Origin of the sequence: Pelomonas nitida (assembly GCF_043555975.1) — a bacterium.
GTDB classification, from domain to species: domain Bacteria; phylum Pseudomonadota; class Gammaproteobacteria; order Burkholderiales; family Burkholderiaceae_C; genus Pelomonas; species Pelomonas nitida.
The window spans coordinates 23,058-48,056 of the sequence record NZ_JBIGIA010000008.1; the positions used below are offsets into that span (position 1 = coordinate 23,058).

Consider the following 24,999-nt stretch of genomic DNA (forward strand, 5'->3'; position numbering starts at 1 on the left):
CATCGTCGTGACTCCGCGTGCAGCATCGCTGTGAGCGTCACGCTATGAGCTTTCACGCAACGTCCTTCCTGCCGAAGCCGTCGGGGATCTGGATCAGCGCCGCCATCGCCACGCTGGGCAGCGTGGCGATGAGCACCCACGCGAAGAAGGGTACGTAGCCGATGTGGTCCTGCAGCCAGCCGCTCCACATGCCGGGAATCATCATGCCCAGCGCCATGAAGCCGGTGCAGATGGCGTAGTGCGAGGTCTTCTGCGGGCCATCGGCGACGTGGATCATGAACATCAGGTAGGCCGTGAACCCGAGGCCATAGCCGAACTGCTCCACGGCCAGCGCGGCGCTGATGACGATGAGGTCGGTCGGGTGCGTCAGCGCCAGCAGCAGGAAGGCGACGTTGGGCAGGTGCATGGCCGCCACCAGCGGCCACAGCGCGCGCTTGAGACCGACGCGGGAGATGACCCAGCCGCCGACGAGGCCGCCCAGCGTCAGCGCTGCGATGCCGACGATGCCGTAGGCCAGGCCCACGGCCTTGGTGGACAGACCCAGGCCTCCTTGGTCGACCGCGTCGAGCAGGAAGGGCGACGCCAGCTTCAGCAGCTGCGCTTCGGGGAAGCGGTACAGCAGCAGGAAGCCGAGGATGACGGCGATGCCGGGCTTCCTGAAGAAGCTTGCGAACACGGCGAAGAACTCGACCACCAGGCCGCGAGCCGCGGTGAACCCGGGGCCGCGCACGTCCGACGCCGGTCGCGGCAGCCACAGCGCATGCCAGGTGGCCAGCAGCGTGAACAGCGTGGCCAGCGCCCAGAACACCCAGCCCCACGCCGTGACGGCCGAGCCCGTGCGCTCGGTCAACTCACCGGCGAGGTAGATCAGCCCGCCCTGGCCCGCGATGTTGGCCAGCCGGTAGAACGTGGAGCGCACGCCGACGAAGGCAGCCTGGCTGTGTTGCGGCAGCGCCAGCATGTAGAAGCCGTCGGCCGCGATGTCGTGCGAGGCCGATGCGAACGCCATCAGCCACAACACGGCCACCGACAGCTGGAAGACCCGGTCCGTCGGGATCGTCAGCGCCACGCCCGCCAGTGCCGCACCGATGAAGAACTGCAGCACCGCGATCCACGCGCGCTTGGTGCCGAACAGCTCCGCCAGCGGCGACCACAGCGGCTTGATGACCCAGGGCAGGTTGAGCCAGCTCGTGTAGAGCGCGATGTCGGTGTTGGAGATGCCGAGGTTCTTGTAGAGCACCACCGACAGCGACATCACCGTCACATAGGGCAGGCCCTGCGCGAAGTAAAGCGAGGGCACCCAGCCCCAAGGCGAGCGAGTGGTCATGCAGACAGCGCGCGGCTGACGCTGCCCTCGGCGGCCGCCAGCAGCGCGCGCGCCTCGCTCGCACCCAGGCCGCGCTTGAGCATGACCAGCGCCGTCTTCACGTGGTGGTCGCACTGCGCGAGTGCGGCCTGGGCGTCCGCTTCAGTGGCGCCGCTGGCGCGCACCGTCAGCGCCAGCGCGCGCTTGACGAGCTTGGCGTTGGTGGCCTTGAGGTCCACCATCAGGTTGCCGTAGACCTTGTTGAGCCTGACCATCAGCGCCGACGAGAAGGTGTTCAGCGCGATCTTCTGCGCCGTGCCGGCCTTCAGCCGCGTGCTGCCGGAGATGACCTCGGGGCCGGTGTCGAGGATGACGCCGATGTCGGCCTGCTGCGCGACCGGCGCACCGGGGTTGTTGGCGATGCCGATGGCCAGCGCGCCGGCGGCACGCGCCGCCTCGATGGCGCCCAGCACATAGGGCGTGCCGCCCGAGGCGGCCAGCAGCAGCGCCACGTCGTTGGGGCCGGGGTTCAACGCGGCGAGGTCGGCGGCGCCCTGCGCGCGGTCGTCTTCGGCGCCCTCGACGGCGACGAACATCGCGCCCTGCCCGCCGGCGATGACGGCCACCGCCCGCTCGCGTGGCCATGAGAAGGTCGGGTAGAGCTCCACGCTGTCCAGCACGCCCAGTCGCCCGGAGGTGCCGGCGCCGGCATACAGCAGCCGGCCACCGGCGCGGATGCGCGGCAGCGCGGCGTCCACGGCGGCGGCCAGTTGCGGCGCAGCGGCCTTGACGGCGGCAACGGCAGCGGTCTGGTCGTCGATGAAGGCGTCCAGCAGGGCCGGCGTGGCGTAGGTGTCCAGATCGGCGTGCCGCGTGCTGGGGGTTTCGGTGTTCAACATGGAGAACGTGGGAGTGGGGCGCTCAAGCCGCAGCACTCTAGCGCCCCGCGCCTGGCGCTGACGAATGCAGGGCGGCATTGCGGCCATAACGGCAGGTCATCACAATCTTCCGGCCAGCTGTAAGGAAGTGGGCTGCACGCCCGACACAGGCTGGCAAGTCGATGCCGCGTTCGCCGGCTCGACCTGTGGTGAACCCGATCCCAACCACTTTCCTTTTTCTGGAGATCCCCATGAATGCATCCCTCAAGACCGGCCTGGGCCTGGCCGCTGCTGCGGCCGCGTTGTTCGCAACAGCCGTGCCCACGGCGGCGGTCGCTGCCGACGGCATGGTCAAGTGCTCGGGCGTGAACAGCTGCAAGGGCACGTCTGAATGCAAGACGGCCAAGAGCGGCTGCAAGGGCCAGAACGGCTGCAAGGGCCAGGGCTGGGTCAGCAAGAAGAGCGCCGAAGAGTGCACCAAGGCCGGCGGCACGGTGGAGAAATAAGACCACCCCCGAGACGCTTGACGCGTCTCCCCCTCAAGGGGGCTGAGACCGGACACAAACAGTCCTGAGGACTGTTTGTGCCTGGCGAAGGACAAGGCCTCTGGCCTTGGCAGCAGCCAGTGGCCTGGCAAAGCGCTGGCGCTTCGGTGAATGCTCATATCGCGCAGCGATGTGATGCCGAAGCCAAAGCCAGTTCCACGGCTGCTACTGGATGAGGCGCGCGCCTGTGGCGTCGCGCCGTCTTTCCTCGTTACGCATGACCAAGATTTCAGGCTTCGGCCTCGGGTTGCGCGTCGAGCATTACGCCGCCTTCGAGGCGGGCGTGGATGCCGACCAGCGGCCCGACTGGCTGGAGATCATTTCCGAGAACTACCTCGTGCCCGGTGGCCCGCCGCTGGCGCATCTGGAGCGCATCCGCGCGGACTATCCCGTCGTCATGCACGGCGTGTCGCTGTCCGTCGCCGGCCCGGAGCCGCTGGACCTGGCCTATCTGCGCGAGCTCAAAGGCCTGGCCGACCGGCTCGAACCCGGCTGGGTGTCCGACCACCTGTGCTGGAGCGCCGACGCGCACAGCCAGCTGCACGACCTGCTGCCCGTGCCGCTGACGCGTGCGGCGCTGGATCACGTGGCGCGGCGCATCGCCCAGGTGCAGGACGCGCTGGGCCGGCCGCTGGTGCTGGAGAACGTCTCCAGCTATGTGCGCTTCGCGGCCGACGAGATGACCGAGTGGGACTTCATCGCGCAGCTGCTGAAGGCCACCGGCGCGCGGCTGCTGCTGGACGTCAACAACGTCTACGTCTCGGGCCGCAACCATGGGTTCGACCCGCTCGCCTATCTCGACGCGCTTCCCATCGAGCCCGTCGTGCAGATCCACCTGGCCGGCCACGAGGACCGTGGCGACATCGTCATCGACACGCACGACCACCCGGTGCGCGACGAGGTCTGGCAGCTCTACGAGCATGCGGTGCGCCGCTTCGGCGCCGTGCCCACGATGATCGAGCGCGACGACCACATCCCGCCGCTTGAAAGCCTGCTGGCCGAGCTGAACGTCGCGCGGCGGCTGGCGCGCGAGGCGCAGGCATGAGCGTGATCGAACAGCAGCGCCGGCTCGCGGCGGCCATCCGCGACGACGCCGATGCCAGCGGCCTGCTGGCAGGTGAATTCGCGACCGGCCTGGCCGTCTACCGCCATGCCTACCGTGCGCGACTGGCCGAGGCGCTGGCCGACAACTACACCGTGCTGGCCCGGGCGCTGGGCGACGACGCGTTCGACGCGCTGGCCCAGGCCTACATCGCCGCGCGGCCCAGCCGCCACCCGTCCATCCGCTGGTTCGGCCACGCGCTGGCCGAGTTCATGGCTCAGGCCGGTGACGACCTCGTGCCCCATGCCAGCCTCGTCGACTTCGCCGCGATGGACTGGGCGTTGCGCGGTGCCTTCGATGCCGCCGAGGCGCCGTTGCTGCAGCCCGCCACGCTGGCCGCGCTGGGCCCGGACGACTGGGCCGGCCTCGTGCTGCACCTGCACCCCAGCGTACGCCGCGTGCGCCTGGGCCATGCCATCGAGCCGGCCTGGCGGCTGCTGCGCGAGTGGGCGCCCGAATCGGGTGACGACCAGCCCGAGCTGCCCGAGCCTGCGCCGCACGAGCATGCGCTGCTGGCCTGGCGCCAGGCCGGCGAGACGCGCTGGCGCTCGCTGGCGCCGCTGGAGGCCGCGCTGCTGGGCGCCGTCGCCGCCGAAGCGCCGTTCGCGCTGCTGTGCGAGCGCGCCGCCGCCGAGCTGGGCGACCTGGACGCCGCCGCGCCGGCCGTCATCGGGGCGCTGCAGCGCTGGCTGGCCGACGGGCTGTTACGCACCGCTTGACCGACGCGTTCGTCGGGGATTGGCGGCTTGGCTATCCTGCGGGTTCTCCAACACCGAGGTGCGCTTCATGTCCCGTCTGCTGACCGTGCTGCTCGCGGCTTTCCTGATCCCCACGGCCCACGCCGCCCTCAATGTCGGCGCGCCGGCCCCCGACTTCACGACCGAAGCTGCCGTCGGCGGCCAGCCCTTCAAGTTCAGCCTTGCCGAGGCGCTGAAGAAGGGCCCGGTGGTGGTGTATTTCTACCCCAAGGCCTTCACCAGCGGCTGCACGGTCGAGGCCCACCAGTTCGCCGAGGCGACCGACAAGTTCAAGGCGCTGAACACCACCGTCATCGGCATGTCCAACGACAACATCGACACGCTGAAGAAGTTCAGCGTCGAGGCCTGCCGCAGCAAGTTCGCCGTCGGCGCCGATGCGGCCGGCAAAGTCATCAAGGACTACGACGTGTTCCTGAAGATGGTGCCCGGCACGATGGCCGACCGCGTGTCCTACCTGATCGGCACCGACGGCAAGATCGCCGCCGTGCACGCCAGCATGAGCCCCGACGGCCACATCGACGCGATGCTGAAGGCCGCCGAGCAGCTGAAGAAGTGATCCAGCTCACTGCCACCGAGCTGCTGGCGGCGTACGCGCGCGGCGAGCTGTCGCCGGTGGACGTGATGCAGGCCGTGCTGGCGCATGCCGCAGCGCGCGAAGGCGAGTTGCACGCGCTGTGCGCGGTCGACGTCGACGGCGCACTGGCGGCCGCCCGCGCCAGCGAGGCCCGCTGGCGGGCCGGCACAGCGCTGCCGCTGGACGGTGTGCCCGTCACGCTGAAGGAAAACATCGCCGTACCCGGCGTGGCCTACCGGCTCGGCACGGCGGCAACGGCCACTGACGCGACGGCCGACTTCGAGGCCCCGCCCGCCGCACGGCTGCGCGAGGCCGGCGCCATTGCCTGGGCGCGCACCACCATGCCCGACTACGGCATGTTGAGCTCGGGCCTGTCCAGCCTCTACGCCGAGCCGGCGCGCAACCCCTGGCACCCGGCCATGACGCCGGGCGGGTCGAGCGCCGGGGCCGCCGCCGCTGCCGCCGCCGGCTACGGCCCGCTGCACCTGGGCACCGACATTGGCGGCTCCATCCGCCTGCCGGCGGGCTGGTGCGGCCTGGTCGGCCTCAAGCCCAGCCATGGCCGCGTGCCCATCAAGCCGGCCTATGCCGGGCGCGTGGCCGGGCCGTTGACGCGCACGGTGGCGGATGCCGCGCTGATGCTGGCGGCACTCGCCCGCCCCGATGCGCGCGACGTGACACAGCTGCCGCCGGGCGACGTGCGGCCCCGGCCGCTCGACCTGAAGGGCCTGCGCCTGGGCCTGATGCTGGATGCGGGCTGGGGCGAGTCTGCGCAGGCCGAGGTCGCGGCCGCCGTCACCGCCGCCGCGCACGCCTTCGAGCGGGCGGGTGCCATCGTCGAGCCGCTGGCGGGCTTCACGACACGCACCATGGCCGACGGCATCGACCGCTTCTGGCGCATGCGCTCCTGGCTGGACATCTCGGCACTGCCGCCCGAGCGGCGCGCCCGTGTGCTGCCTTACATCCTTGACTGGGTGGCACCGGCGGCCAGCTACGACGGCTCCACGGTCTTCCACGGCTACAGCCAGATGCAGGCGCTGCGTGAGGCCGCCAACACGGCCTGCGAGCCGTTCGACTTCGTGCTGTCACCGGTCTCGCCCATGCCCGCCTACCCGGCCCACCAGGCCAGCCCGCTGCACGACCCGGCCAGGCCGTTCGAGCACATCGCCTTCACGCTGCCGTTCAACATGAGCGAGCAGCCGGCGTTGGCCCTGAATGCGGGCTACACAGCGCCAGGCCTGCCCATCGGGTTGCAGGTCATTGGCCGTCGGTTCGACGATGCCGGCGTGCTGGCGTTGGGTGCGGTGTGGGAGCAGTTGCGGCCGGCGCAACGTGGCTGGCCGTTCTGAACGCCTGCGCTGAGGCGGCTGGCGCCTGCGGTGGCAGGCCGGCGGCGAGCAGGTCGGCGTTGATGAGCGCCCAGGCGGCCTCGAACGTGTGTGCCCGGCGCACCGGCCGGCTGGCGCGCCACACGTCCATCAGCGCCTTCAGCCGCTCCATGCCAGGGATGCCCGGTTGCACGAGGAACACAGTGGACAGCGCAACCAGCCCCTGGCGCGCGAAGCCGTGAAGGCCGGCCGCCAGTTCCGTCAGGGCGCTCGCATCCATCTGCAGGCTACCACGGACCTCGATCAGGTCACAGAAACGGCGGTCGGCGGGCAGGCGTTTGCCGGCCAGCGCGAGCGCCCGCTTGGTGGCCGCCATCAGGTCGGCATCGAACGGGCCTTCGGCGATGGCCCGCATCACGCGGCCATGCACGCTCACGCTCACACGGCCGAAACTCGGTCGCACGACTCGGTGATGCGGCGGTTGCAGAGCATTTGAAAGCATGGTTAGGAGCGGATTTTGCACCGCTCGACGAAGGCGTCATGGCCAGCGTGCCGCCGACGGGTTGCCGATGGGCCGCTTCGGGCGGCGCATCAGTCCACGGTCTGCTGGTAGCGCCACAGCGCAACGCCGCCGGCCACGGCCAGGAAGGCCAGCATGGGCCACAGCTCGGGCAGCAGCTCGGCGCTGCCCGAGCCCTTGAGCATGACGCCCCGCACGATGCGCAGGAAGTGCGTCAGCGGCAGCACCTCGCCCAGGTGCTGAGCCCAGGCCGGCATGCCGCGGAACGGGAACATGAAGCCCGACAGCAGCATCGACGGCAGGAAGAAGAAGAACGTCAGCTGCAGCGCCTGCAGCTGGTTGCGTGCCAGCGTGGAGAACGTGAAGCCCACGCCCAGGTTGGCCAGCATGAACACGCCGATCATCGCCAGCAGCAGCGGCAGGCTGCCCAACATGGGCACGTCGAACAGCAGAAAGGCCGCGCCGAGGATGACGCCCAGCTGCACATAGCCCAGCACGACGTAGGGCAGGATCTTGCCGGCCATGACCTCGAAGGGGCGCACAGGCGTCGCCAGCAGGTTCTCCATCGTGCCGCGCTCGCGTTCACGGGTCATGGCCAGGGCCGTCAGCATGACCATGGTCATGGTCAGGATGGTGCCGACGAGGCCGGGGACGATGTTGTAGCGCGACAGCCCCTCGGGGTTGTAGCGGCGCTGGATGCGCACCTCGAACGGCGCCGCCTGCGGTGCCCGCGAGGCCAGCACGCCGCGCAGGTCGCGGGCCAGTGCGGTCTGGCCCAGCCGCGCCAGTGCGGCGAGGGCGTTGCTCGCGGCGGAGGGGTCGGTGGCGTCGGCCGCCACCAGCACCGCGGGCCGCTCGCCGCGCACGACGCGGGCGCCGAAGTCGTCCGGCACGACGACCAGGAACTGGATGTCGCCGCGCTGCAGCAACTTGTCGCCGCGCGCCTCGGACAGCCCGGTGGCGACGACGCGGAAATAGCCGCTGGTCTGCAGCGCCGCCACGAGGCTGCGCGCCATCGGGCTGGTGTCCTGCGACACGATGGCCGTGGGCAGCCCCTTGGGGTCGGTGTTGATCGCATAGCCGAACAGCACGAGCTGCAGGATGGGCACGCCCACCGCCATCGCGAACGTGAGCTTGTCGCGCAGCATCTGCTGCACCTCCTTCAGCGCGATGGCGTACAGGCGCCCCAGCGCATCGGCCAAGCCGCGCATGCGTCGTGTCATGGCGTGGCGAAGTTGTCTGACGCCTGGCCCACCAGCTTGACGAAGGCGTCCTCCAGGTTGGCGGCGTGGGCGCCCCGCACGATCGACGTGGCCGTGCCGCGTGCGAGCACGTGGCCATACGCGATGTAGACGAGCTCGTCGCAGCGCTCGGCCTCGTCCATGTAGTGAGTGGAGACCAGCACGGTGATGCCGCTTTGGGCCAGCGCGTGAATCTGGTCCCAGAACTCGCGGCGCGCCTTGGGATCGACGCCGGCTGTGGGTTCGTCCAGCAGCAGCAGGTGGGGCCGGTGGAGCAGGCAGGCGGCGAGCGCCAGGCGCTGCTTCCAGCCGCCCGACAGCGATCCGGCCAGTTGCCTTGCGCGCGTCTGCAGGCCGAGCCGCTGCAGTGCGTCGTCCACCACGGCGCGGCGGTCGTTCATGGAGAACAGCCGGGCGACGAAATCCAGGTTCTCGCGCAGGGACAGGTCTTCGTAGAGCCCGAACTTCTGCGTCATGTAGCCGACCTGGCGCTTGATGGCGGCCGCCTGGCGGCGGAAGTCCAGCCCCAGCACATGGCCTTCACCGGCGTCGGGCGTCAACAGGCCGCACAACATGCGCAGCGACGTGGTCTTGCCACTGCCGTTGGGGCCGAGGAAGCCGACGATCCGGCCCGGGGCGACCTGCATGTCCACACCGTCAACGACGCGGCGACCACCGTAGGCCTTGCGCAACCCCTTCACGTCGATGGCCAGCGACGTCATGGCCGCACGTCCAGGGGCTGGCCCGGATGGAGCCGCTCGGCGTCCTGCGCCCGCACCGGGCGCGCTTCGACAAGGAAGACGAGCTTGTCGCGTTGGTGGTCGGCGTAGATGACCGGGGGGGTGTATTCCGGCCCGTCGGCGATGTAGCTGATGCGGGCCGGGATGTCGTTCCCGCAGCCGTCGCAATGCAGGCGGACCGGCCCGTCCAGCCGCAACGTGCCCAGGGCGGCTTGCGGCACATAGAAGCGTGCCTTGCGATGGTCCGGCGGCAGCAGGGCGAGCACGGGCTGGCCGGCGGCCACCCATTCGCCTGGGCGCAGGTAGATGTCCTGCACCCGGGCGGCCATCGGCGCGCGTTGGCGAGCCTGTGCCACCCGCCACGCCGTCTGGGCCTGGCCGCTCTGCGCCGCGTGGGCCTGGGCGCGGGCGGCGGTGCGTGCGTCCGCGCGGGCGGGCAGCCGGGCGACCTGCAGTGCCGCGTCCAGCTCCGCCACGCGGGCGCGGGCCTGGGCCAGCGCCGCGGCGGCGTCGTCCACCCGTGCCGGGGCGACGAAGCCCTGGGCCAGCAGCTCGCGCTGGCGCGCGAGGTCGGTGCGCGCGAGGCGCTCTGCGGCATGGGCCTGGTCCAGCTGCGCGCGGCTCATGGCCAGCTCGGGCTCACGCCGGCCCTTGTCGGCGTCCAGCGCCTGCGCCTGAGCGCCCTCGGCCCGTGCGCGAGCTTCGGCGTCGGCCGCCACATCCGGGGTGGCATCCAGTTCGAACAGCGGTTGCCCGGCCGCCACGGCCTGGCCCGAGCGCACCGCCAGCGCCTGCAGCCGGCCGGCGACCGCCGGAGCGATGTAGACCAGTTCCGCCTCGGCGTAGCCCGTCCAGCCGCTGGGTGGCGGTTCGCCGCAGCCCGCCAGCAGCACGCCGGTCGACAACACAAGGATGGATTTCATGAGAATTACTCCTCGATTGGCCGCAGTTTCGACGCCAGAGCGCCTGGCGGGGCTTGATCCTGGTCATGTCCCGGGCGAGGGTGCGGCGCGATCATCGTCGGCCATGAGCTGCCCTGGCGCGAGGCCCGGCCCCGCCGGCACTGATAGAACCATTAGCAAGCCGTCATCGTGGCTGCCGCCCGCAGTCGGCAAGGAGAAGAGAGCATGAACCTGGCGACCTGGATGCGCGGTTTCACGATCCGCACTCGCATGCACGGCGCGATTGCGATGGTGTTGACGATGTTTGCGGCACTGGGCCTGACGGGCCTGCTGGGCGGCCGGGCGCTGATGGCGCTGAACGTCGACATCACGACGCACGGCCTGCGCGACCTGCAGCATCTGGCCTCCGTTCGCCAGGCGCTGGCGGATGTGCGGCTCGAAGAAAAACAGATGGTCATCGCCTATGAGGACGCCGACCAGGTGCGACAGTTCCTGCAGCGCTGGGACGCGGCCGGCCAGCGCCTGACGACCGAACTGCAGGCCATGCAGGAAGGCTCGCAGGCCGCCAACCGCGCTGCCGCCGCCGAGGCGCAGAAGTTCCTGCAGGAGTACCGCACCGCCGCCCAGCCGGTGCTGCGCCAGATCGAGGCCGGTGGCTTCGACACCGCGCGCGTGGCCGACCGCATGCTGAACCGCCCCAAGGCGTCCATGCAGGAGATCGAGCGCCGCGTCGAACAGCTCGCCGGTCTCATGCAGGAGCAGGCCAAGGCCTCGGAGGCGGCGTTCGAGGCAGAGATGGCGCGCATCGTCTGGCGCTCCGGCGCGGTGCTGTTGGTCGTCATGCTGCTGGTGGTGCCGCTGACGCTGGTGAACTCCTCGACCATCACCAGCCCGCTGCGCTATGCGCGCGGGGTGGCGCAATCCATCGCCGGCGGCGACCTGGACAACACCATCCGCGTCGAGGGGCGCGACGAGGCGTCCGACCTGCTGCGCGCGCTCGATGCCATGCAGACCAGCTTGCGCGATCTCGTGCGGCAGGTGAAGACGTCGACGCAGAGCATCGAGACCGCCAGCAGCGAGGTGGCCTCCGGCAACCAGGACCTCAGCCATCGCACCGAGCAGGCCGCCTCCAGTCTGCAGCAGACGACCAGCGCGATGGACGACCTCACCAACGGCGTGCGCCACGGCGCCGAGGCCGCCAGCAAGGCGCGGCAGCTGGCCGAAGGGGCGGCCGAGGTGGCGCGGCGCGGCGGCGACGAGGTGGGCGCGGTGGTCACGACGATGGACGAGATCAACGCCAGCTCGCAGCGCATCGGCGACATCCTGGGCCTCATCGACAGCATCGCTTTCCAGACCAACATCCTGGCGTTGAACGCCGCCGTCGAAGCAGCGCGCGCGGGCGAGCAGGGGCGGGGTTTTGCCGTCGTCGCCAGCGAGGTGCGGGCACTGGCCCAGCGCTCGGCCGGCGCGGCGCGCGAGATCAAGTCGCTCATCGCCGCGAGCGTGGAGCGCACCGAGGCCGGGGCTCGCCTGGTGCAGCATGCGGGCATGACGATGCACGAGATCGTCCAGCATGTGCAGAAGGTCAGCGACATGATCGGCGAGGTGGCGGAGGGCGCCGCCGACCAGAGCGCGCGCATCGGCAAGATCAACGGCGCGGTGGCGCACCTGGAGGACATGACGCAGCAGAACGCCGCGCTGGTGGAAGAGTCCGCCGCCGCCGCCGACAGCCTGCGCCAGCAGCTGCATCTGCTCACCGGCGCGGTCTCGCAGTTCCGGTTCTGACGCAGCCCCGTGCTCGGCCCGCTGCGCGGTCTGCAAGACCGCCTGGTCATGCCCGCGTCCAGCGTGGCCGTGGTGCACCTTCGGGCCGAGCGCCGGGCCGCCCCAAGCCGGCCCGTCTGGCGATGTGCCCGCGGCTCGATGCCGCGGGCATCGCCGTCCCCTCGGGGGCTGAGGCCGGACACAGCAAGTCCTGAGGACTTGTTGTGCCTGCCGAAGAGCAGGCGCTCTGCCGGCTGCGCGGTCTGCAAGACCGACTGGTCATGCCCGCGTCCAGCGCGGCCGTGGTGCACCTTCGGGCCGAGCGCCGGGCCGCCCCAAGCCGGCCCGTCTGGCGATGTGCCCGCGGCTCGATGCCGCGGGCATCGCCGTCCCCTCGGGGGACCGACTGGTCATGCCCGCGTCCAGCGCGGCATGACCAGGCGAGGGGCCTACAATCCCTCCGCGCCGATTTGTTCCAGATTGCGGGCGCTCTACAAATGCCGCTAAACAGGGCGCTCCGGTCAGCCGGCGTCCCGCAAGTGGCGCCGGTTTTGTTTTTTGGAGTGAGGCCATGACGGGCCGAAGCGTCGGCGACGTGTCGCCACAGAGTTTTCATTTCGACGAGCCGCTGCAGCTGCGCAGCGGCGCGAGCCTGCCCAGCTACGACCTGATGGTCGAGACCTACGGCCAGCTCAATGCCGAGCGCAGCAACGCGGTGCTCGTCTGCCACGCGCTGAACGCCAGCCACCACGTGGCCGGCACCTACGCGGGCCAGGCCAGGAGCGAAGGCTGGTGGGACAACCTCATCGGCCCGGGCAAGCCGCTGGACACCGACAAGTTCTTCGTCATCGGCGTCAACAACCTCGGCTCCTGCTTCGGCTCCACGGGCCCGATGCACATCAACCCGGCGACCGGCAAGGCCTGGGGCGCGGACTTCCCCGTCGTCACGGTGCAGGACTGGGTGGATGCCCAGGCCCGCGTCGTCGAGCGCTTCGGCATCCTGAAGCTGGCGGCCGTGCTGGGCGGCAGCTTGGGCGGCATGCAGGCGCTGGACTGGGCGCTGCGCTACCCCGATCGCATGGCCCACTGCATTGCCATCGCGACGGCGCCCAACCTGTCGGCGCAGAACATCGCCTTCAACGAGGTGGCGCGGCGCGCCATCGTGACCGACCCCGACTTCCACGGCGGCCATTTCTACGAGCACGGCGTCGTCCCCAAGCGCGGCCTGCGTGTGGCGCGCATGATCGGCCACATCACCTACCTGTCCGACGACTCCATGGCCGAGAAATTCGGCCGCGAGCTCAAGACCGGCGAGCTGGGCTACACGACGCAGGACATCGAGTTCCAGATCGAAAGCTACCTGCGCTACCAGGGTGACAAGTTCAGCGACTACTTCGACGCCAATACCTATCTGCTCATCACCCGCGCCTTGGACTATTTCGACCCGGCGGCCGAGCACGGCGGCGACCTGACGCGCGCCTTCGCGTCGGCGCGGGCCAAGTTCTTCGTCGCAAGCTTCACGACCGACTGGCGCTTCTCGCCGGCGCGCTCTCGCGAGATCGTCAAGGCGTTGCTCGACAACCGGCTGGACGTGTCGTATGCGGAGATCGATGCGCCGCACGGCCACGACGCCTTCCTGCTCGACGACCCGCGCTACCACGGCGTGTTGCGGGCCTACTTCGAGCGCATTGCCGGCAACCTGTGCCCGGCGGCCCGGCCCCTGCAGATCAAGGGGGTGGCGGTATGAGCTTCCACCAGGCGATTGCCGACCTCGTGCCGCCCGGCTCGCGCGTGCTGGACCTGGGCTGCGGCACCGGCGAGTTGCTGGATCACCTCATCAAGCACAAGGGCTGCACCGGCTACGGCGTGGAGCTGGACGACGCCAACCTGCTGGCTTGCGTGAAGCGTGGCGTCAACGTCATCCAGCGCAACCTGGAGGAAGGCCTGTCCATCTTCGAGGACCAGAGCTTCGACGTCGTGCTGCAGCTCGAAACCCTGCAGCATCTGCGCAATGCCGAGGCCATGCTCCAGGAGACGGCGCGCGTGGGCAAGATGGGCATCGTCAGCTTCCCCAACTTCGCCCACTGGCCCAACCGGCTGCAGGTGCTGTTCGGTCGCATGCCCGTCACGCGGGCGCTGCCCTACGAGTGGTATGACACGCCCAACATCCGTGTCGGCACGTTCGCCGACTTCGGCGTGCTCGCCCGCAAGAACCGCCTCAAGATCCTCGACAGCTTCGGCCTGCAGAACGGCGAGGTCCAGCGCACGCTGCCCAACCTGACGGCCAGCGTGGCGGTGTTCAAGTTCGAGCGGGAGTAGGCCGCAGCCTCATTCGCCGCCGAGTCGCCCGGCCGCCCGGCCGCTGCGGTGGGCTCAGGCGGAGGCCTTCTTGCTCTTCTTGCCTTGCTTCTTCTTGTGCTTGGCCTTGGTGCCGGACTTCTTGGCCGTCTTGGCCTTGACGGTGGTGCTGGCGTGCGTCTTGTCGTGGTGTTTGGTGACCACGCGGGCTTCGGCGGTGGGGGCCAGCAGGGCGACGGCGAGCGCGGCGGCGGTGAGGAGGGTTTTCATGTGGGGGCTCCGGTGATGATGCCCGTGAGTGTCGCCAACGAAGCCTTCAGCTGCCTTTGCGGCGGGTCAAGGCGGCGGCGGGCGCGGCGTGCTCAGGCCAGGTCGTGCGCGTCTTCGGCTTCGGCGCAACACACGCGGTTGCGGCCTTCGGCCTTGGCGCGGTAGAGCGCGCGGTCGGCGTCGCGGTACAGGCGGTCGAGTTCGGCGGTGCCGTGCGTCTCGGCCGAGGCCAGGCCGAAGCTGGCGGTCACGGTGGTCTGCCCGCCGCCCGGCAGCGGCAGCGGCGTGTCGGCCAGTCGCTCGCGCAGGCGTTCCGCCAACTGCAGCGCTTCCTCGTGGCGGCAGTTGCCGGCGAGGATGGCGAACTCCTCGCCGCCCTGGCGGGCCAGCAGCTCGCCCTGACGCACCAGCGTGCGGGCCAGCGCAGCCACGCCTTGCAGCACGGCGTCGCCGGCCGGATGGCCGAGGCTGTCGTTGACGCGCTTGAAGTGGTCGAGGTCGAAGACGATCAGCGCCACCGGCCAGCCGTGCCGGCGGGCCTGGGCCAGCAGGGCCGCGGCCTGCTCGGCAAAGGCGCGGCGGTTGGTCAGGCCGGTCAGGAAGTCGGTGTCGCTGGCGTGGCGCAGCTGGGCGATGAGCTGCTCGCGCTCGGCCTCCAGTGCGCGCCGCCGCTGCGTGGCTTCATGCAGCGCGGTGACCGCGCGCTGCATGTCGCCGATCTCGTCGTGCCGGGTGACGGGCGCCATCGCGCGGTCGGGCAGCTCGCGGCCCTGCCGGATCGCGTTCATCGCCCGCGTGCCGCGCAGCAGCGGCAGCAGCACACGGTGGCGGATGAGCAGGAACACCGTCAGCTCGATGCCCAGCACCGCCAGGCCCAGCCCGGTGTTGATGGCCATGTCGCGGCGGGCGGCGGCCACGCGGGCGTGCGCGGCGTCGCGGGCGCTGGTGAACAGCGCGTCGCGCAGCCCGACGATGCTCTTCATGGCCGGCACGTAGGCGGCGACGAAGGCGGCCGAGTCCATGCCGTAGCCCTGGCCGGTGAGCCCACGCTCGGTGACCAGCCGGATGAACGGCAGGCCGGTGCCGAAGTACTGCATCTCCATCTCGGTGATGGCGGCCTGCAGCGGTGTGTCGGCACGCCGCGCGCGCGCCTGCTGGCTGATGAGCTGGCGCAGCTGCTCGATGCGGCCCATCAGCATGGGGATGTCGCGCTGCTCCTCACGGCCCAGCGGCTGGCCGGTGGCCAGCGGTGCGGTGAATTGCGAGCCCAGCCGGCCGGCGTATTCACGCAGCTCGGCGGCATAGCGGGCGCCGACCAGGGGCATGGTCAGCTCCGGGTAGATGGCCTCGGCGGCGGCGGATTGCGCGGTGACGCCGGCCAGCACCGTGTCGATGGCCGCGAACATCAGGTCGATGGGGCGGCGCGTCAGCCGCTGGCCCGGCGCGCTGCGCTGGGCATGGGGCAGGGCGGCCACGCGGTCGACCTCGGCGCGCCCCAGGGCCAGCTGCTGGCGGGCCTCGGTCAGCTGGCCGCGCGCCGCGAGCGACGCCGGGTCTTCGCTGCCGACCAGCGCGGCCAGCGCCTCGTCGAAGGCGGCGTCGGTCACGCGGCGGAATTCCAGCAGCCGCGCCCGCTTGGCGGGATCGGCCGGCTCGGTGTCGTTCAGCACCGGGATGGCCGGGCCGCGCTCGGCCGAGGCCTTCTCGGCGACTTTCATGCCGAGATAGGTGCGCTGCATGGCCGCCAGCCCCTGCTCGGCCGCCGCCACCTGCAGCCAGTCGGCCCAGACGGAGCGCAGCAGCAAGGCGGTGACCAGGGCCAGCAGCAGGCCGGTCGTCAGCAGGAACAGTCGGGTGAGGCGCATGGTGGCGGGTTGAACCCCACATTATTGGAGCGCCTAAACTGGCCGGCATGCGCCACGAGCGCCAGGAGTACGCCATGAACGCACGAGACCCCCAACTGCCCCTGCAAGCCGACGAGGCGACCGCCCTCGGCGCCTTTGCGGCCCGCGTCTGGGACGAGGAAATCGTCCCCGCGCTGACCGATTACATCGCCATCCCGGCCAAGAGCCCGATGTTCGACGCCGACTGGGCGGCGAACGGCCACATCGACAAGGTGCTGACGCAGGCCGCTGCCTGGGTCGAGAACCAGAAGGTCGCCGGGCTGAAGCTGGAGGTCATCCGCATTCCCGGCCGCACGCCGGTCATCTTCTTCGAGGTGCCGGGCACCAAGGCCGGCTGTGACGACAGCATCGTGCTGTACGGCCACCTGGACAAGCAGCCCGAGTTCAGCGGCTGGCGCAGCGACCTCGGGCCCTGGACACCCAAGTACGAGAACGGCCTGCTGTACGGCCGCGGCGGCGCCGACGACGGCTACGCCATCTACGCGTCCCTCACGGCCATCATGGCGCTGGACAAGCAGGGCATCCCGCGCCCGCGCTGCGTGGGCCTCATCGAGACCTGCGAGGAGAGCGGTTCGTTCGACCTGCCGGCCTATCTGGACGTGCTGAAAGCCCGCCTGGGCAATGTGTCGCTGGTGGTCTGCCTGGACTCCGGCGCCGGCAACTACGAGCAGCTGTGGCTGACCACGTCGCTGCGCGGCATGGTGTCGGGCGTGCTCAAGGTGGAGGTGCTGACCGAAGGCATCCACAGCGGCGACGCCTCGGGCGCCGTGCCGTCGAGCTTCCGCATCCTGCGCCAGGTGCTGGATCGCCTGGAAGACAGCAAGACCGGCCGCCTGCTGCCGGAGAGCTTCCATTGCGAGATCCCGGGCGCGCGGCTGGAGCAGGCGCAGGCCACGGCGGCCATCCTGAAGGAAGAGGTCTACAAGCGCATGCCCTGGGCCTGCGGCGCGGACGGCGGCCCGGTGCTGCCGGTGACGACGGACCCGGTCGAGGTGCTGCTCAACCGCACCTGGCGCCCGACGCTGTCGGTGGTGGGCGCCGAGGGCTTCCCGGAGCTGAAGAACGCCGGCAACGTGCTGCGGCCCTACACGGCCTTCAAGCTGTCGCTGCGCCTGCCGCCGCTGGTGGATGGCAACGAGGCGGCGCTCAAGCTCAAGGCGCTGCTGGAAGACAACGCGCCCTACAACGCCAAGGTCACGTTCACGCCCGATGGCCGGGCCGGCGCCTTCGGGGCAACCGGCTGGAACACGCCGGACCTGTCGCCCTGGCTCAGCCAGGCCCTCAACGACGCCAGCCAGACGCATTTCGGCGCGCCGGTGGGCTACATCGGCCAGGGCGGCACCATCCCGCTGATGAGCATGCTGCAAAAGGGCTTCCCCAAGGCGCAGATGATGGTCTGCGGCGTGCTGGGCCCCAAGAGCAACGCGCACGGGCCGAATGAGTTCCTGCACGTGCCCTACGGCAAGCGCCTGACGGCGGCGGTGGCCCAGGTGATGGCCGCGCATCCGTGAGCCACCCCCTCAAGGGGGCTACCCGTGCCGACCGGCATGGCCGGATCGGCGGGGTTTGCTTGGGAATGCACCCGGTCACGATGTGCAAAAGCCAGGCGAGATAGCGTCAGGGCATGGATCAGTTAAGGGCGATCAAGGTCTTTGTCCGCGTCATCGACGAGGGCAGCTTTGCCGCCGCAGCGCGTGCGCTGGACCTGGCGCCCGCCGTCGTCACGCGGCTGGTGGCGGAGTTGGAGGAGCACCTCGGCACCCGGCTGCTGAACCGCACGACGCGGCGGCTCTCGCTGACCGAGATCGGCGAGGCTTACCTGGAGCGTGCGCGGCGCATCCTGGCCGATGTCGACGAGGCGGCCGCGCTGGCGGCCTCGGCCACGCAGGAAGTGCGCGGCCTGCTGCGCGTGCTGTGCCCGCCCGCCATCGCGGTGCACCAATTGGCCAAGCGCCTGCCAGGCTTTCACCGTGAGTTCCCGGCGGTGACGCTGGAGATCACGTCACCCGGCCCGGTCGACACGGTGGACGACAGCTACGACCTGACGATCTTCCTGACCCGCGAGGTGCCGGACGGCGAGTTCATCGCGCGGCGCCTCGCGCGCAGCGAATTCATCCTGTGCGCGGCGCCGGACTATCTCGACCGCCGCGGCCGGCCCCAGCATCCACACGAGCTGAAACAGCACGACGCGCTGGTGCCGCCCACGGCCGCCATGATGCGCGGCCTGACGTTGCAGCGCGGCGATGGCAGCGAGGAGATCACGCTGCCGATGTCGCCGCACCGCGCCACGCTGGCGACGACGCACATGGACACCAACTACGCCGCCGCGCTGCACGGCCTGGGCATCGCCGGGTTGCCGAGCTTCATGGTGGAAGACGCGCTGCTGGAGCAGGCGCTGGAGCGCGTGTTGCCGCAATGGCGCATGTTCGGCACGACGCTGTGGGCGGGCATGCCCACGCGCAAATACGTGCCGGCACGCACGCGGGTCTTCCTCGACTTCCTGCTGGAGGTCTTCGGCGGCGAGGACAAGGACCCCTGGCTGGTGGCGGCGGGTTGCGCGACCTGCCCGTAGCGGCTGTCAGCGCAGGCTGAAGCCCAGCTCGAAGAATTCTGGGAAGCGCGCCTCCATCGCCCGCTTCAGCGGTGCGAGCGCCACATAGCGCGATGCTGTCTTGACGATATAGGCCAGCAGTCGGCGCTCCTCGGCGTGACCCTGGCCCAGCAGCGCGAGATGCTGGCGCAGCGCGCTCCATTCCAGCCGACGCCAGTAGTCGCCGAAGTCGGCGGCCAGCGTCTCGTCCAGCTGGCCGGCGGCCCGGCAGGCCTCCCAATGGCGAGCGGCCCAGTCGATTTCCTGCGCCTCATCCCAGGCGAGTTCCGGTGGGCGCAACAGCGTGGCGATGCCTTGCGTCACCTGGCCGTCGGGCGCGTCGTCCATGAGGCGCTGCAGCACCACGTCGAGGCCTGTGTCGGCGATGCGGGCCAGGCCCGCACGCAGCGCGGCGACGTCGGGCGCCGAGACGGCGGCGGGGCGCTCGCGCAGCTCGGCGCAGGCCGCCCGCATCAGTCGGTCGGCGTCGCCGGGTGCGGCCTGCAGCGCAGCGATGAGCGCATCGTGGGGAGTTGTCATGGGAAGAGGGGGCTCGTGGATAATGAAATTCTAAGAAGCCGGCCTCGGCGACAACCTCCGACTTCGCGTTCTTGCCGCACGTGCCGCGTCCGTCCCGCCCCCCCCATCCCGCCCCGCTGCCCACCCTGATCGCTCTGGCTCTGTATGCCTGGGGGCAGGCGTCGGCGCTGCCGTCGGAGGCTGACGAGGGCGTGCCGCTGCGGCCCAGTCGGGTGCTGGGGGCGCCGGCCAAGTCGCCGGCCAAGCCGGCTCTCGTCATCAGTGCCGGCCGCATCACCGCGCAGGTGGATCAGCAGGCGGACGCCACCGAAGGCGCCGAGTTGCGCTATGGCGAGATGGTGCTGACGGCCGACAGGGTGAACTACCGCGTCGTGGACGACCTCGCGACGGCCGAAGGCCAGGTGCGCATCGACCACAACGGCAATGTCTTCAGCGGCCCGCTGCTGCGGCTGTACGTGAATCGCTTCGAGGGCGAGTTCCTGACGCCCAGTTTCTTCCTGAAGGCCACCGGCGGCGCCGGCAAGGCGCAGGTGGTGAAGTTCCTGGACAGCGAGCACCTCAGCGCCACCCAGGGCAGCTACACCAGCTGCCCGATCGTGGACGACCAGGAGCCGGCCTGGCAGATCACCGCCAAGCAGCTGCATCTGGACCTCGCCGGCAACGAGGGCAAGGCCGAAGGCGCCGTGCTGCGCTTCCAGGGTGTGCCCATCCTCGCGGCGCCGGCGCTGAGCTTCCCGCTCAGTTCGGAGCGCAAGTCCGGTTGGCTGCCGCCCAGCATCTTTCTGGACAACCGCAGCGGCCTCGAGCTGGGTGTGCCTTACTACTGGAACATCGCGCCGCAGCGCGATGTGACGCTGACGCCGTTTGTCATGACCAAGCGTGGCGTGGGCGTCGATGGCGAGTTCCGCTATCTGGAGCCCGACCATGCGGGCCGCGTCAACGTCGACCTGCTGCCGGGGGACCGGGTGTTCGGCCAGTCGCGCTGGAGCCTCAAGCTCAACAACGACGGCAAGCTGGGCGACTGGCGCTACCGGTTGAAGAGCGAGCGCGTCTCGGACGACGATTACTGGAAGGACCTGTCCCGCCGCGTCGAGAGTCAGACGCCGCGTCTGCTGGCCAGCGACTTGTCCCTGGGCCGCCACCGCGAGCTGTCCTGGGGCGCCATCGATACCTACGCCCGCGTGCAGCGCTGGCAGACGCTGCAGGGCACCGACGCGCTGTCGCAGTTCGACTCGCCCTACCAGCGCAGCCCGCAGATGGGTGTCCGCGTGACGACTGCGGCCGACGAGGCGGTGCTCGACAACTTCCGACCGTGGGGCCGCAAGGCGCGGCTGGAGGGTGGGCTGGAGCTGGAATACAACCGCTTCGACCTGCCGGCCTCTGCACGGGCCGGGCAGGTGCCTGGCGGCCAGCGTGTGCACGCGCTGGGCCATGTGGCGGCCCCGCTGGGGGGGGAAGCCTGGTGGTTCATCCCGCGGGTGTCCTTCAACGGCGCGGCTTACGACCTCGACCAGCCGTTGAGCGACGGCCGCCGCCGCATGAGCCGCGTCATCCCGACGTTCAGCATCGACCACGGCTGGGTTTTCGAGCGCGACACGACGCTGTTCGGCCGCGACATGCGCCAGAGTCTGGAGCCGCGCCTGTTCTACGTGAACACGCCCTATCGCGACCAGTCCAACCTGCCCAACTTCGACGCGGCGGCCAAGGATTTCAACTTCGACTCCATCTACACCGACAACCAGTTCTCCGGTGTGGACAAGGTGTCGGACATGCATGCGCTGATCTTCGGCGCGACCAGCCGCTGGGTCAGCACCGCCAAAGGCGAGGAAGTCCTGCGCCTGGGCATCGCGCAGCGTGTGCAGTTCCGCGATCAGCTCGTCACGCCTGACGGCCTGCCCGTGGCGCAGCGCTTCTCCGACCTGCTGCTGTCGGCGGCGACCCACCTGGAGGAGCGCTGGTGGGCCGACAACACGCTGGAGTTCAACCCCGAGACCAATCGCTCGGTGCGCTCCGTGATGCGCCTGCGCTACTCGCCGGGGCCGTTCAAGACGGTCAGCGTGGCCTATCGTTATGCGCGCGCGTCCAGCGAGCAGGTCGAGCTGGCATGGCAATGGCCGCTGTACGGCCAGCCGATCACGCAGCGTGGCGCGAATGCCGGTAGCAGCTGCGGCGGCGCCTGGTACAGCGCCGGTCGGGTGCAGTACTCGATGCGCGACAAGCGCCTGACCGACTCCGTCGCGGGCTTCGAGTACGACGCCGGTTGCTGGGTGATGCGCTTCGGCCTCGAGCGCCTGTCCACCGGCCGCGCCGAAACCAACACCCGCGTGATGCTGCAGCTGGAGCTCGTCGGGCTCAGCCAGCTGGGCTCCAACGCGCTGAAGGTCTTGAAGGACAATGTGCCAGGTTACCGCCGGCTGAGTTCCGACCGCTCGCCGAGTTCAGACTTCCTACCATGATCCATCGCTTCGCTCCCTCTTTCATTGCAGTGACGCTGGCCTTGGCCGCTTGTTCCGCCTCGGCCCAGACCGCGCCCACGCTGCAGCCGGGGGACTACATCGCCGCTGTGGTCAACCAGGACGTCGTGGCCGCCAGCGAGGTCGTTCAGCGCACCGAGCGGCTGCGCCAGGAGGCGCGCCAGAAGGGCGAGGTCATGCCGGAGACGGCCGGGCTGCGCAAGCAGGCGCTGGAAGCGCTGATCGAGGACCGCGTGCTCATCACCTATGCGCGCGAAAACGGCAACAAGATCGACGAGGCCGAACTGGACCGCGTCGTGGCCAACGTTGCCGCCCAGAACAAGCTGACGCTCGCCCAGCTGCGCGACCGCCTCAAGCAGGACGGCACCGACTACAAGAGCTTCCGCGAGAACCTGCGCGACCAGATGATGACCGAGCGCGTGCGTGAGCGCGAGGTGCAGGGCCGCATCAAGGTCACGGACGCCGAGATCGACGCCTGGCTCGACAAGAAGCGCGCCGCGCTGGAGCAGGGCGGTCAGGTCAACCTGGCCCAGGTGCTGGTGACGGTGCCCGAAGGCGCGTCTGACGCGATCGTGGCCGAGCGCCGCGCGCGCGCCGAGGCGGCGCTGGCCCGCATCAAGGCAGGCGAGGACTTCGGCGCCGTGGCGCGCGACGTCTCCGAAGACAGCAACAAGGCGCGCGGCGGCGAGATCGGCATGCGGCCGGCCGACCGGCTGCCCGACATCTTCGTCAACGCCGTGCGCGACGTGAAGAGCGGTCAGGTCGCGCCGCAGCTGCTGAGAAGTGGCGCGGGCTTTCACATCCTCAAGGTCGTCGAGCGGCAGGGGAGCGCGTCGATGACGCAGAGCCTGCAGACGCACGCTCGCCACATCCTGCTGCGCCCGTCGGCGCAATTGACGGCCGAAGTCGCCGCCCGCCGGCTGGCCGAGATGAAGCGCCAGATCGAATCCGGCCAGGCCAAGTTCGAGAACCTGGCGCGTGCCAACTCCGAGGACGGCAGCGCCGAAGCGGGCGGTGACCTCGGCTGGATGGGTGCCGGCGGCTTCGTGCCCGAGTTCGAAGAGGCCATGAACGGCCTGGCGCTGAACGGGATTTCGGGACCGGTCATGTCGCGTTTCGGCGTGCACCTGATCCAGGTGCTGGAGCGCCGCACGGTCGACATCGAGCCGCGCCAGCTCCGCGAACAGGCACGCAATGCCTTGCGCGAGCAGAAGTACGACGAGGTCTACCAGGACTGGGTCAAGGAACTGCGCGCCAAGGCGTTCGTCGAGGTGCGTGAATGGCTGGATTGAGGCCGGATCGCGCGCCGCGCCTGTCGCGAGTCGGCCGGCCGATGGGTGGCTGCGCATGAAGTCGCACATCCCGCGCAAGCGGTTTGGCCAGCATTTCCTGACCGACAAGGCGCTGATCGAGGCGATCGTCGACCTCATCGATCCGCAGGCGGGCGAAACGCTCGTCGAGATCGGGCCGGGGCTGGGCGCGATGACGCTGCCGCTGCTGGCGCGGCACAAGCCGTTGACCGTCATCGAGCTGGACCGCGATCTCGCGGCGCGGCTGCGCCAGCGTGGCGACGTGGAGGTCATCGAGAGCGACGTGCTCAAGGTCGACTTCCGCGACCTGGCGCGCACCAAGGCGGCACGCCTGCGCGTCGTCGGCAACCTGCCCTACAACATCTCCACGCCCATCCTCTTCCATCTGCTGGACGCGGTGGACGACGTCGTCGACCAGCATTTCATGCTGCAGAAGGAAGTCGTCGACCGCATGGCGGCCGGGCCGGGCGGCAAGGATTACGGCCGTCTGAGCGTCATGCTGCAGTGGCGCTATGACATCGAGTCGGTGCTGGACGTGCCGCCCGAGGCCTTCGATCCACCGCCGCGCGTGGACTCCGCCATCGTGCGCATGGTGCCGCTCAAGACGCCGCCGGCGCTGGACGCCAAGCTGCTGGGCGAACTGGTCGCGAGCGCGTTCTCGCAGCGCCGCAAGCTGCTTCGCCACAGCCTCGGCAAGTGGCTCGCCGAGCGCGGCTACACGGGGCATTTCGATTTGCAGCGCCGGGCCGAGGAAGTGCCGGTCGCCGAGTTCGTGGGGCTCGCGCTCGAAGTGGCGGGCTGAAATGCAAAACGGGACCCGAGGGTCCCGTTTTGTCATCGAGCGTCAGAGCGTCATGCCGCGCTGAGCCACATCGACGTATCAAAGGCGCTGCACATCATCGGCATGTTCATGCCGAAGTTGGGATTGCCAATCGTTGCCTTCGCGCTCTTCGCCGCAGGCTTCTCAACCACCGGGGCCACCTCAGCAGCCCGCTCCCATGACCCGTTTTCTTGGGAGCGGGCTACTGAAAAGAATAGAAACACCGGAAGGGGATCTTCCGGTCGGCCCAGTAGTCGGCCGTGTCGCGGAAGACATCGAGCAGCTGCTCGCGCGCCTCGCGATCAAAGCGCACGTTGTCGGGCAACTGCTCCAGCACGACGACAAAGCCGGGCTGGCTGCCGGCCTTGTGGACGAGGTCGGTCATGCAGTCATGCAGGGCGTCCAGGTTCTTGCCGAAATGTGCCGGGAACAAAAAGGCCTGAGCGATGCCGTCGAGCACGTCCTGCTTGGACTGCGCCTCCGACAGGTTGGCATACAGGAAATGCTGGCCCGCCTCTTGAGCGGCCTGCATCAAGTCCTCGACCCGGTAGGCCCTGATGGCCTGCACGATATTGGGACGGACGGTCTGCAAAAGCATGGTCGCGTTCCTCCTTTCAAGTCACAAAACAGCCAAAACTCGTCTTCGCTCGGCCTTCACCGGGCCGCCTCGGCGCGAATGCGCTGGAAGCTGGCATAGTGATCGCCGGTGTAGTAACAGACCTCCGGCGCGGTGGGCGGTGTGCCGCCACACACGAGGCGGCGGGCGCCCCGATTGCGTGCGCCAGGGGTCCTGACCGTGTATTCGCGATAGAAGCCGCGTGCCTTGCTGGGCAGCAGGCGCTCGCGATTGCCGAACACCACGCCGTCTTTGGCATTGGGAAACGGGCCGCCGGCAAGCACGAGCCGGTGTGTTTCCTGGGCCTGGACGGGCAGCTCGCTCAGCGAAATTTCAGCCAGAGCGGGCTTGGCGGTGGGAGGGGCTTCCTTGGCTTGCGTGCCTCCGGCCAGGCCGGCAAGCAGCAGGGCGGTAGTGACCGCCGAGGCGCTTGAGCGCGCCAGCCACGAGAGCAAAAACACGGGTTTACCCTGTTCAGAAAACCAACATGGTACCGAAGCGACCCCGAAAGCTCAAGCC

The 24,999-nt window shown here is 69.8% G+C and carries 23 protein-coding genes and 1 pseudogene; 13 read left to right on the plus strand and 11 right to left on the minus strand.

Annotation, left to right across the window (positions count from 1 at the left end; all coding sequences use genetic code 11):
• Positions 1-52: 52 nt before the first annotated feature.
• Together ACG00X_RS11765 and ACG00X_RS11770 are read right to left on the minus strand one after the other, a co-directional pair.
• On the minus strand, positions 53-1,327 hold the full coding sequence (locus ACG00X_RS11765; protein ID WP_394488370.1) for an MFS transporter: 1,275 nt from the start codon (positions 1,325-1,327) through the stop codon (positions 53-55).
• Positions 1,324-2,205 (minus strand): N-acetylmuramic acid 6-phosphate etherase, encoded by an 882-nt coding sequence (locus ACG00X_RS11770; RefSeq protein WP_394488371.1) that lies wholly within the window; start codon positions 2,203-2,205, stop codon positions 1,324-1,326. Before ACG00X_RS11770 ends, ACG00X_RS11765 begins: the two co-directional genes overlap by 4 nt.
• A 230-nt stretch (positions 2,206-2,435) precedes the next feature.
• Here ACG00X_RS11770 and bufA2 point away from each other — a divergent pair, with 230 nt between their 5' ends.
• The 5 genes from bufA2 to ACG00X_RS11795 all read left to right on the plus strand — a co-directional run bounded on the left by bufA2 (position 2,436) and on the right by ACG00X_RS11795 (position 6,512).
• On the plus strand, positions 2,436-2,690 hold the full coding sequence (bufA2, locus tag ACG00X_RS11775; protein ID WP_394488372.1) for a BufA2 family periplasmic bufferin-type metallophore: 255 nt from the start codon (positions 2,436-2,438) through the stop codon (positions 2,688-2,690).
• Positions 2,691-2,946: 256 nt separating this feature from the next.
• The gene (gene bufB / locus ACG00X_RS11780; RefSeq protein ID WP_394488373.1) at positions 2,947-3,774 is read left to right on the plus strand and encodes an MNIO family bufferin maturase; all 828 of its coding nucleotides are present in this window, start codon (positions 2,947-2,949) and stop codon (positions 3,772-3,774) included.
• A complete protein-coding gene (locus ACG00X_RS11785) occupies positions 3,771-4,550 on the plus strand; it encodes an HvfC/BufC family peptide modification chaperone (protein WP_394488374.1) in 780 nt (259 codons plus the stop codon). The genes bufB and ACG00X_RS11785 overlap by 4 nt, the downstream gene beginning before the upstream one ends.
• A gap of 67 nt (positions 4,551-4,617) precedes the next feature.
• Entirely contained in the window at positions 4,618-5,145 is a 528-nt protein-coding gene (locus ACG00X_RS11790; protein ID WP_394488375.1) for a peroxiredoxin, read from the plus strand.
• On the plus strand, positions 5,142-6,512 hold the full coding sequence (locus ACG00X_RS11795; RefSeq protein WP_394488376.1) for an amidase: 1,371 nt from the start codon (positions 5,142-5,144) through the stop codon (positions 6,510-6,512). Before ACG00X_RS11790 ends, ACG00X_RS11795 begins: the two co-directional genes overlap by 4 nt.
• On the opposite strand, the gene ACG00X_RS11800 is transcribed toward ACG00X_RS11795, so the two are convergent.
• The 4 genes and pseudogenes from ACG00X_RS11800 to ACG00X_RS11815 form a co-directional block, all read right to left on the minus strand.
• On the minus strand, positions 6,421-6,954 hold the full coding sequence (locus ACG00X_RS11800) for a hypothetical protein (RefSeq protein WP_394488377.1): 534 nt from the start codon (positions 6,952-6,954) through the stop codon (positions 6,421-6,423). The two genes, ACG00X_RS11795 and ACG00X_RS11800, sit on opposite strands and share 92 nt — an antisense overlap.
• 128 nt (positions 6,955-7,082) lie before the next feature.
• Entirely contained in the window at positions 7,083-8,234 is a 1,152-nt protein-coding gene (locus ACG00X_RS11805; RefSeq protein ID WP_394488378.1) for an ABC transporter permease, read from the minus strand.
• A 68-nt stretch (positions 8,235-8,302) separates the two neighbouring features.
• A pseudogene (gene ccmA / locus ACG00X_RS11810) lies at positions 8,303-8,974 on the minus strand (heme ABC exporter ATP-binding protein CcmA); the annotation flags it as partial.
• Positions 8,971-9,915 carry an HlyD family secretion protein gene (locus tag ACG00X_RS11815; protein ID WP_394488379.1) on the minus strand — a complete coding sequence of 315 codons (945 nt, stop codon included), beginning with the start codon at positions 9,913-9,915 and terminating at the stop codon, positions 8,971-8,973. The pseudogene ccmA and the gene ACG00X_RS11815, both read right to left, overlap by 4 nt.
• A 204-nt stretch (positions 9,916-10,119) precedes the next feature.
• Between ACG00X_RS11815 and ACG00X_RS11820 the strand changes: the two genes are divergently transcribed.
• The 3 genes from ACG00X_RS11820 (at position 10,120) to metW (ending at position 13,977) form a co-directional block, all read left to right on the plus strand.
• The gene (locus tag ACG00X_RS11820; protein ID WP_394488380.1) at positions 10,120-11,679 is read left to right on the plus strand and encodes a methyl-accepting chemotaxis protein; all 1,560 of its coding nucleotides are present in this window, start codon (positions 10,120-10,122) and stop codon (positions 11,677-11,679) included.
• 550 nt (positions 11,680-12,229) lie between these two features.
• Positions 12,230-13,405 carry a homoserine O-succinyltransferase MetX gene (gene metX, locus ACG00X_RS11825; protein WP_394488381.1) on the plus strand — a complete coding sequence of 392 codons (1,176 nt, stop codon included), beginning with the start codon at positions 12,230-12,232 and terminating at the stop codon, positions 13,403-13,405.
• Complete coding sequence (gene metW, locus ACG00X_RS11830) at positions 13,402-13,977, plus strand: methionine biosynthesis protein MetW (RefSeq protein WP_394488382.1); 576 nt, start codon at positions 13,402-13,404, stop codon at positions 13,975-13,977. The genes metX and metW overlap by 4 nt, the downstream gene beginning before the upstream one ends.
• A 54-nt stretch (positions 13,978-14,031) precedes the next feature.
• Here metW and ACG00X_RS11835 read toward each other — a convergent pair whose 3' ends face one another.
• Positions 14,032-14,226 (minus strand): hypothetical protein, encoded by a 195-nt coding sequence (locus ACG00X_RS11835; RefSeq protein ID WP_394488383.1) that lies wholly within the window; start codon positions 14,224-14,226, stop codon positions 14,032-14,034.
• Positions 14,227-14,318: 92 nt separating this feature from the next.
• Positions 14,319-16,091 (minus strand): GGDEF domain-containing protein, encoded by a 1,773-nt coding sequence (locus ACG00X_RS11840; protein ID WP_394488384.1) that lies wholly within the window; start codon positions 16,089-16,091, stop codon positions 14,319-14,321.
• 74 nt (positions 16,092-16,165) lie between these two features.
• On the opposite strand from ACG00X_RS11840, the gene ACG00X_RS11845 reads away from it, so the two are divergent.
• Together ACG00X_RS11845 and ACG00X_RS11850 are read left to right on the plus strand one after the other, a co-directional pair.
• Positions 16,166-17,641, plus strand: coding sequence for a M20 family metallopeptidase (locus tag ACG00X_RS11845; protein ID WP_394488385.1), 1,476 nt, complete (start codon positions 16,166-16,168; stop codon positions 17,639-17,641).
• A gap of 113 nt (positions 17,642-17,754) precedes the next feature.
• On the plus strand, positions 17,755-18,702 hold the full coding sequence (locus tag ACG00X_RS11850) for a LysR family transcriptional regulator (protein WP_394488386.1): 948 nt from the start codon (positions 17,755-17,757) through the stop codon (positions 18,700-18,702).
• Positions 18,703-18,708: 6 nt separating this feature from the next.
• On the opposite strand, the gene ACG00X_RS11855 is transcribed toward ACG00X_RS11850, so the two are convergent.
• Entirely contained in the window at positions 18,709-19,260 is a 552-nt protein-coding gene (locus ACG00X_RS11855) for a hypothetical protein (RefSeq protein ID WP_394488387.1), read from the minus strand.
• Between the two features lie 80 nt (positions 19,261-19,340).
• On the opposite strand from ACG00X_RS11855, the gene ACG00X_RS11860 reads away from it, so the two are divergent.
• From ACG00X_RS11860 to rsmA, 3 genes are read left to right on the plus strand one after another with little or no spacing between them, the layout of a single operon-like run.
• Positions 19,341-21,716, plus strand: coding sequence for an LPS-assembly protein LptD (locus tag ACG00X_RS11860; protein ID WP_394488388.1), 2,376 nt, complete (start codon positions 19,341-19,343; stop codon positions 21,714-21,716).
• A 41-nt stretch (positions 21,717-21,757) separates the two neighbouring features.
• Positions 21,758-23,026, plus strand: a complete 1,269-nt coding sequence (locus ACG00X_RS11865) for a peptidylprolyl isomerase (RefSeq protein ID WP_394488389.1) — start codon at positions 21,758-21,760, stop codon at positions 23,024-23,026.
• Between the two features lie 55 nt (positions 23,027-23,081).
• Entirely contained in the window at positions 23,082-23,846 is a 765-nt protein-coding gene (gene rsmA, locus ACG00X_RS11870) for a 16S rRNA (adenine(1518)-N(6)/adenine(1519)-N(6))-dimethyltransferase RsmA (protein WP_394488390.1), read from the plus strand.
• 220 nt (positions 23,847-24,066) lie between these two features.
• Here the strand turns inward: rsmA and ACG00X_RS11875 are convergent, their stop codons facing one another.
• Both ACG00X_RS11875 and ACG00X_RS11880 read right to left on the minus strand, forming a co-directional pair.
• On the minus strand, positions 24,067-24,462 hold the full coding sequence (locus ACG00X_RS11875) for a barstar family protein (protein WP_056873061.1): 396 nt from the start codon (positions 24,460-24,462) through the stop codon (positions 24,067-24,069).
• Positions 24,463-24,518: 56 nt separating this feature from the next.
• The gene (locus ACG00X_RS11880; protein WP_394488564.1) at positions 24,519-24,935 is read right to left on the minus strand and encodes a guanyl-specific ribonuclease; all 417 of its coding nucleotides are present in this window, start codon (positions 24,933-24,935) and stop codon (positions 24,519-24,521) included.
• Positions 24,936-24,999 lie beyond the last annotated feature (64 nt).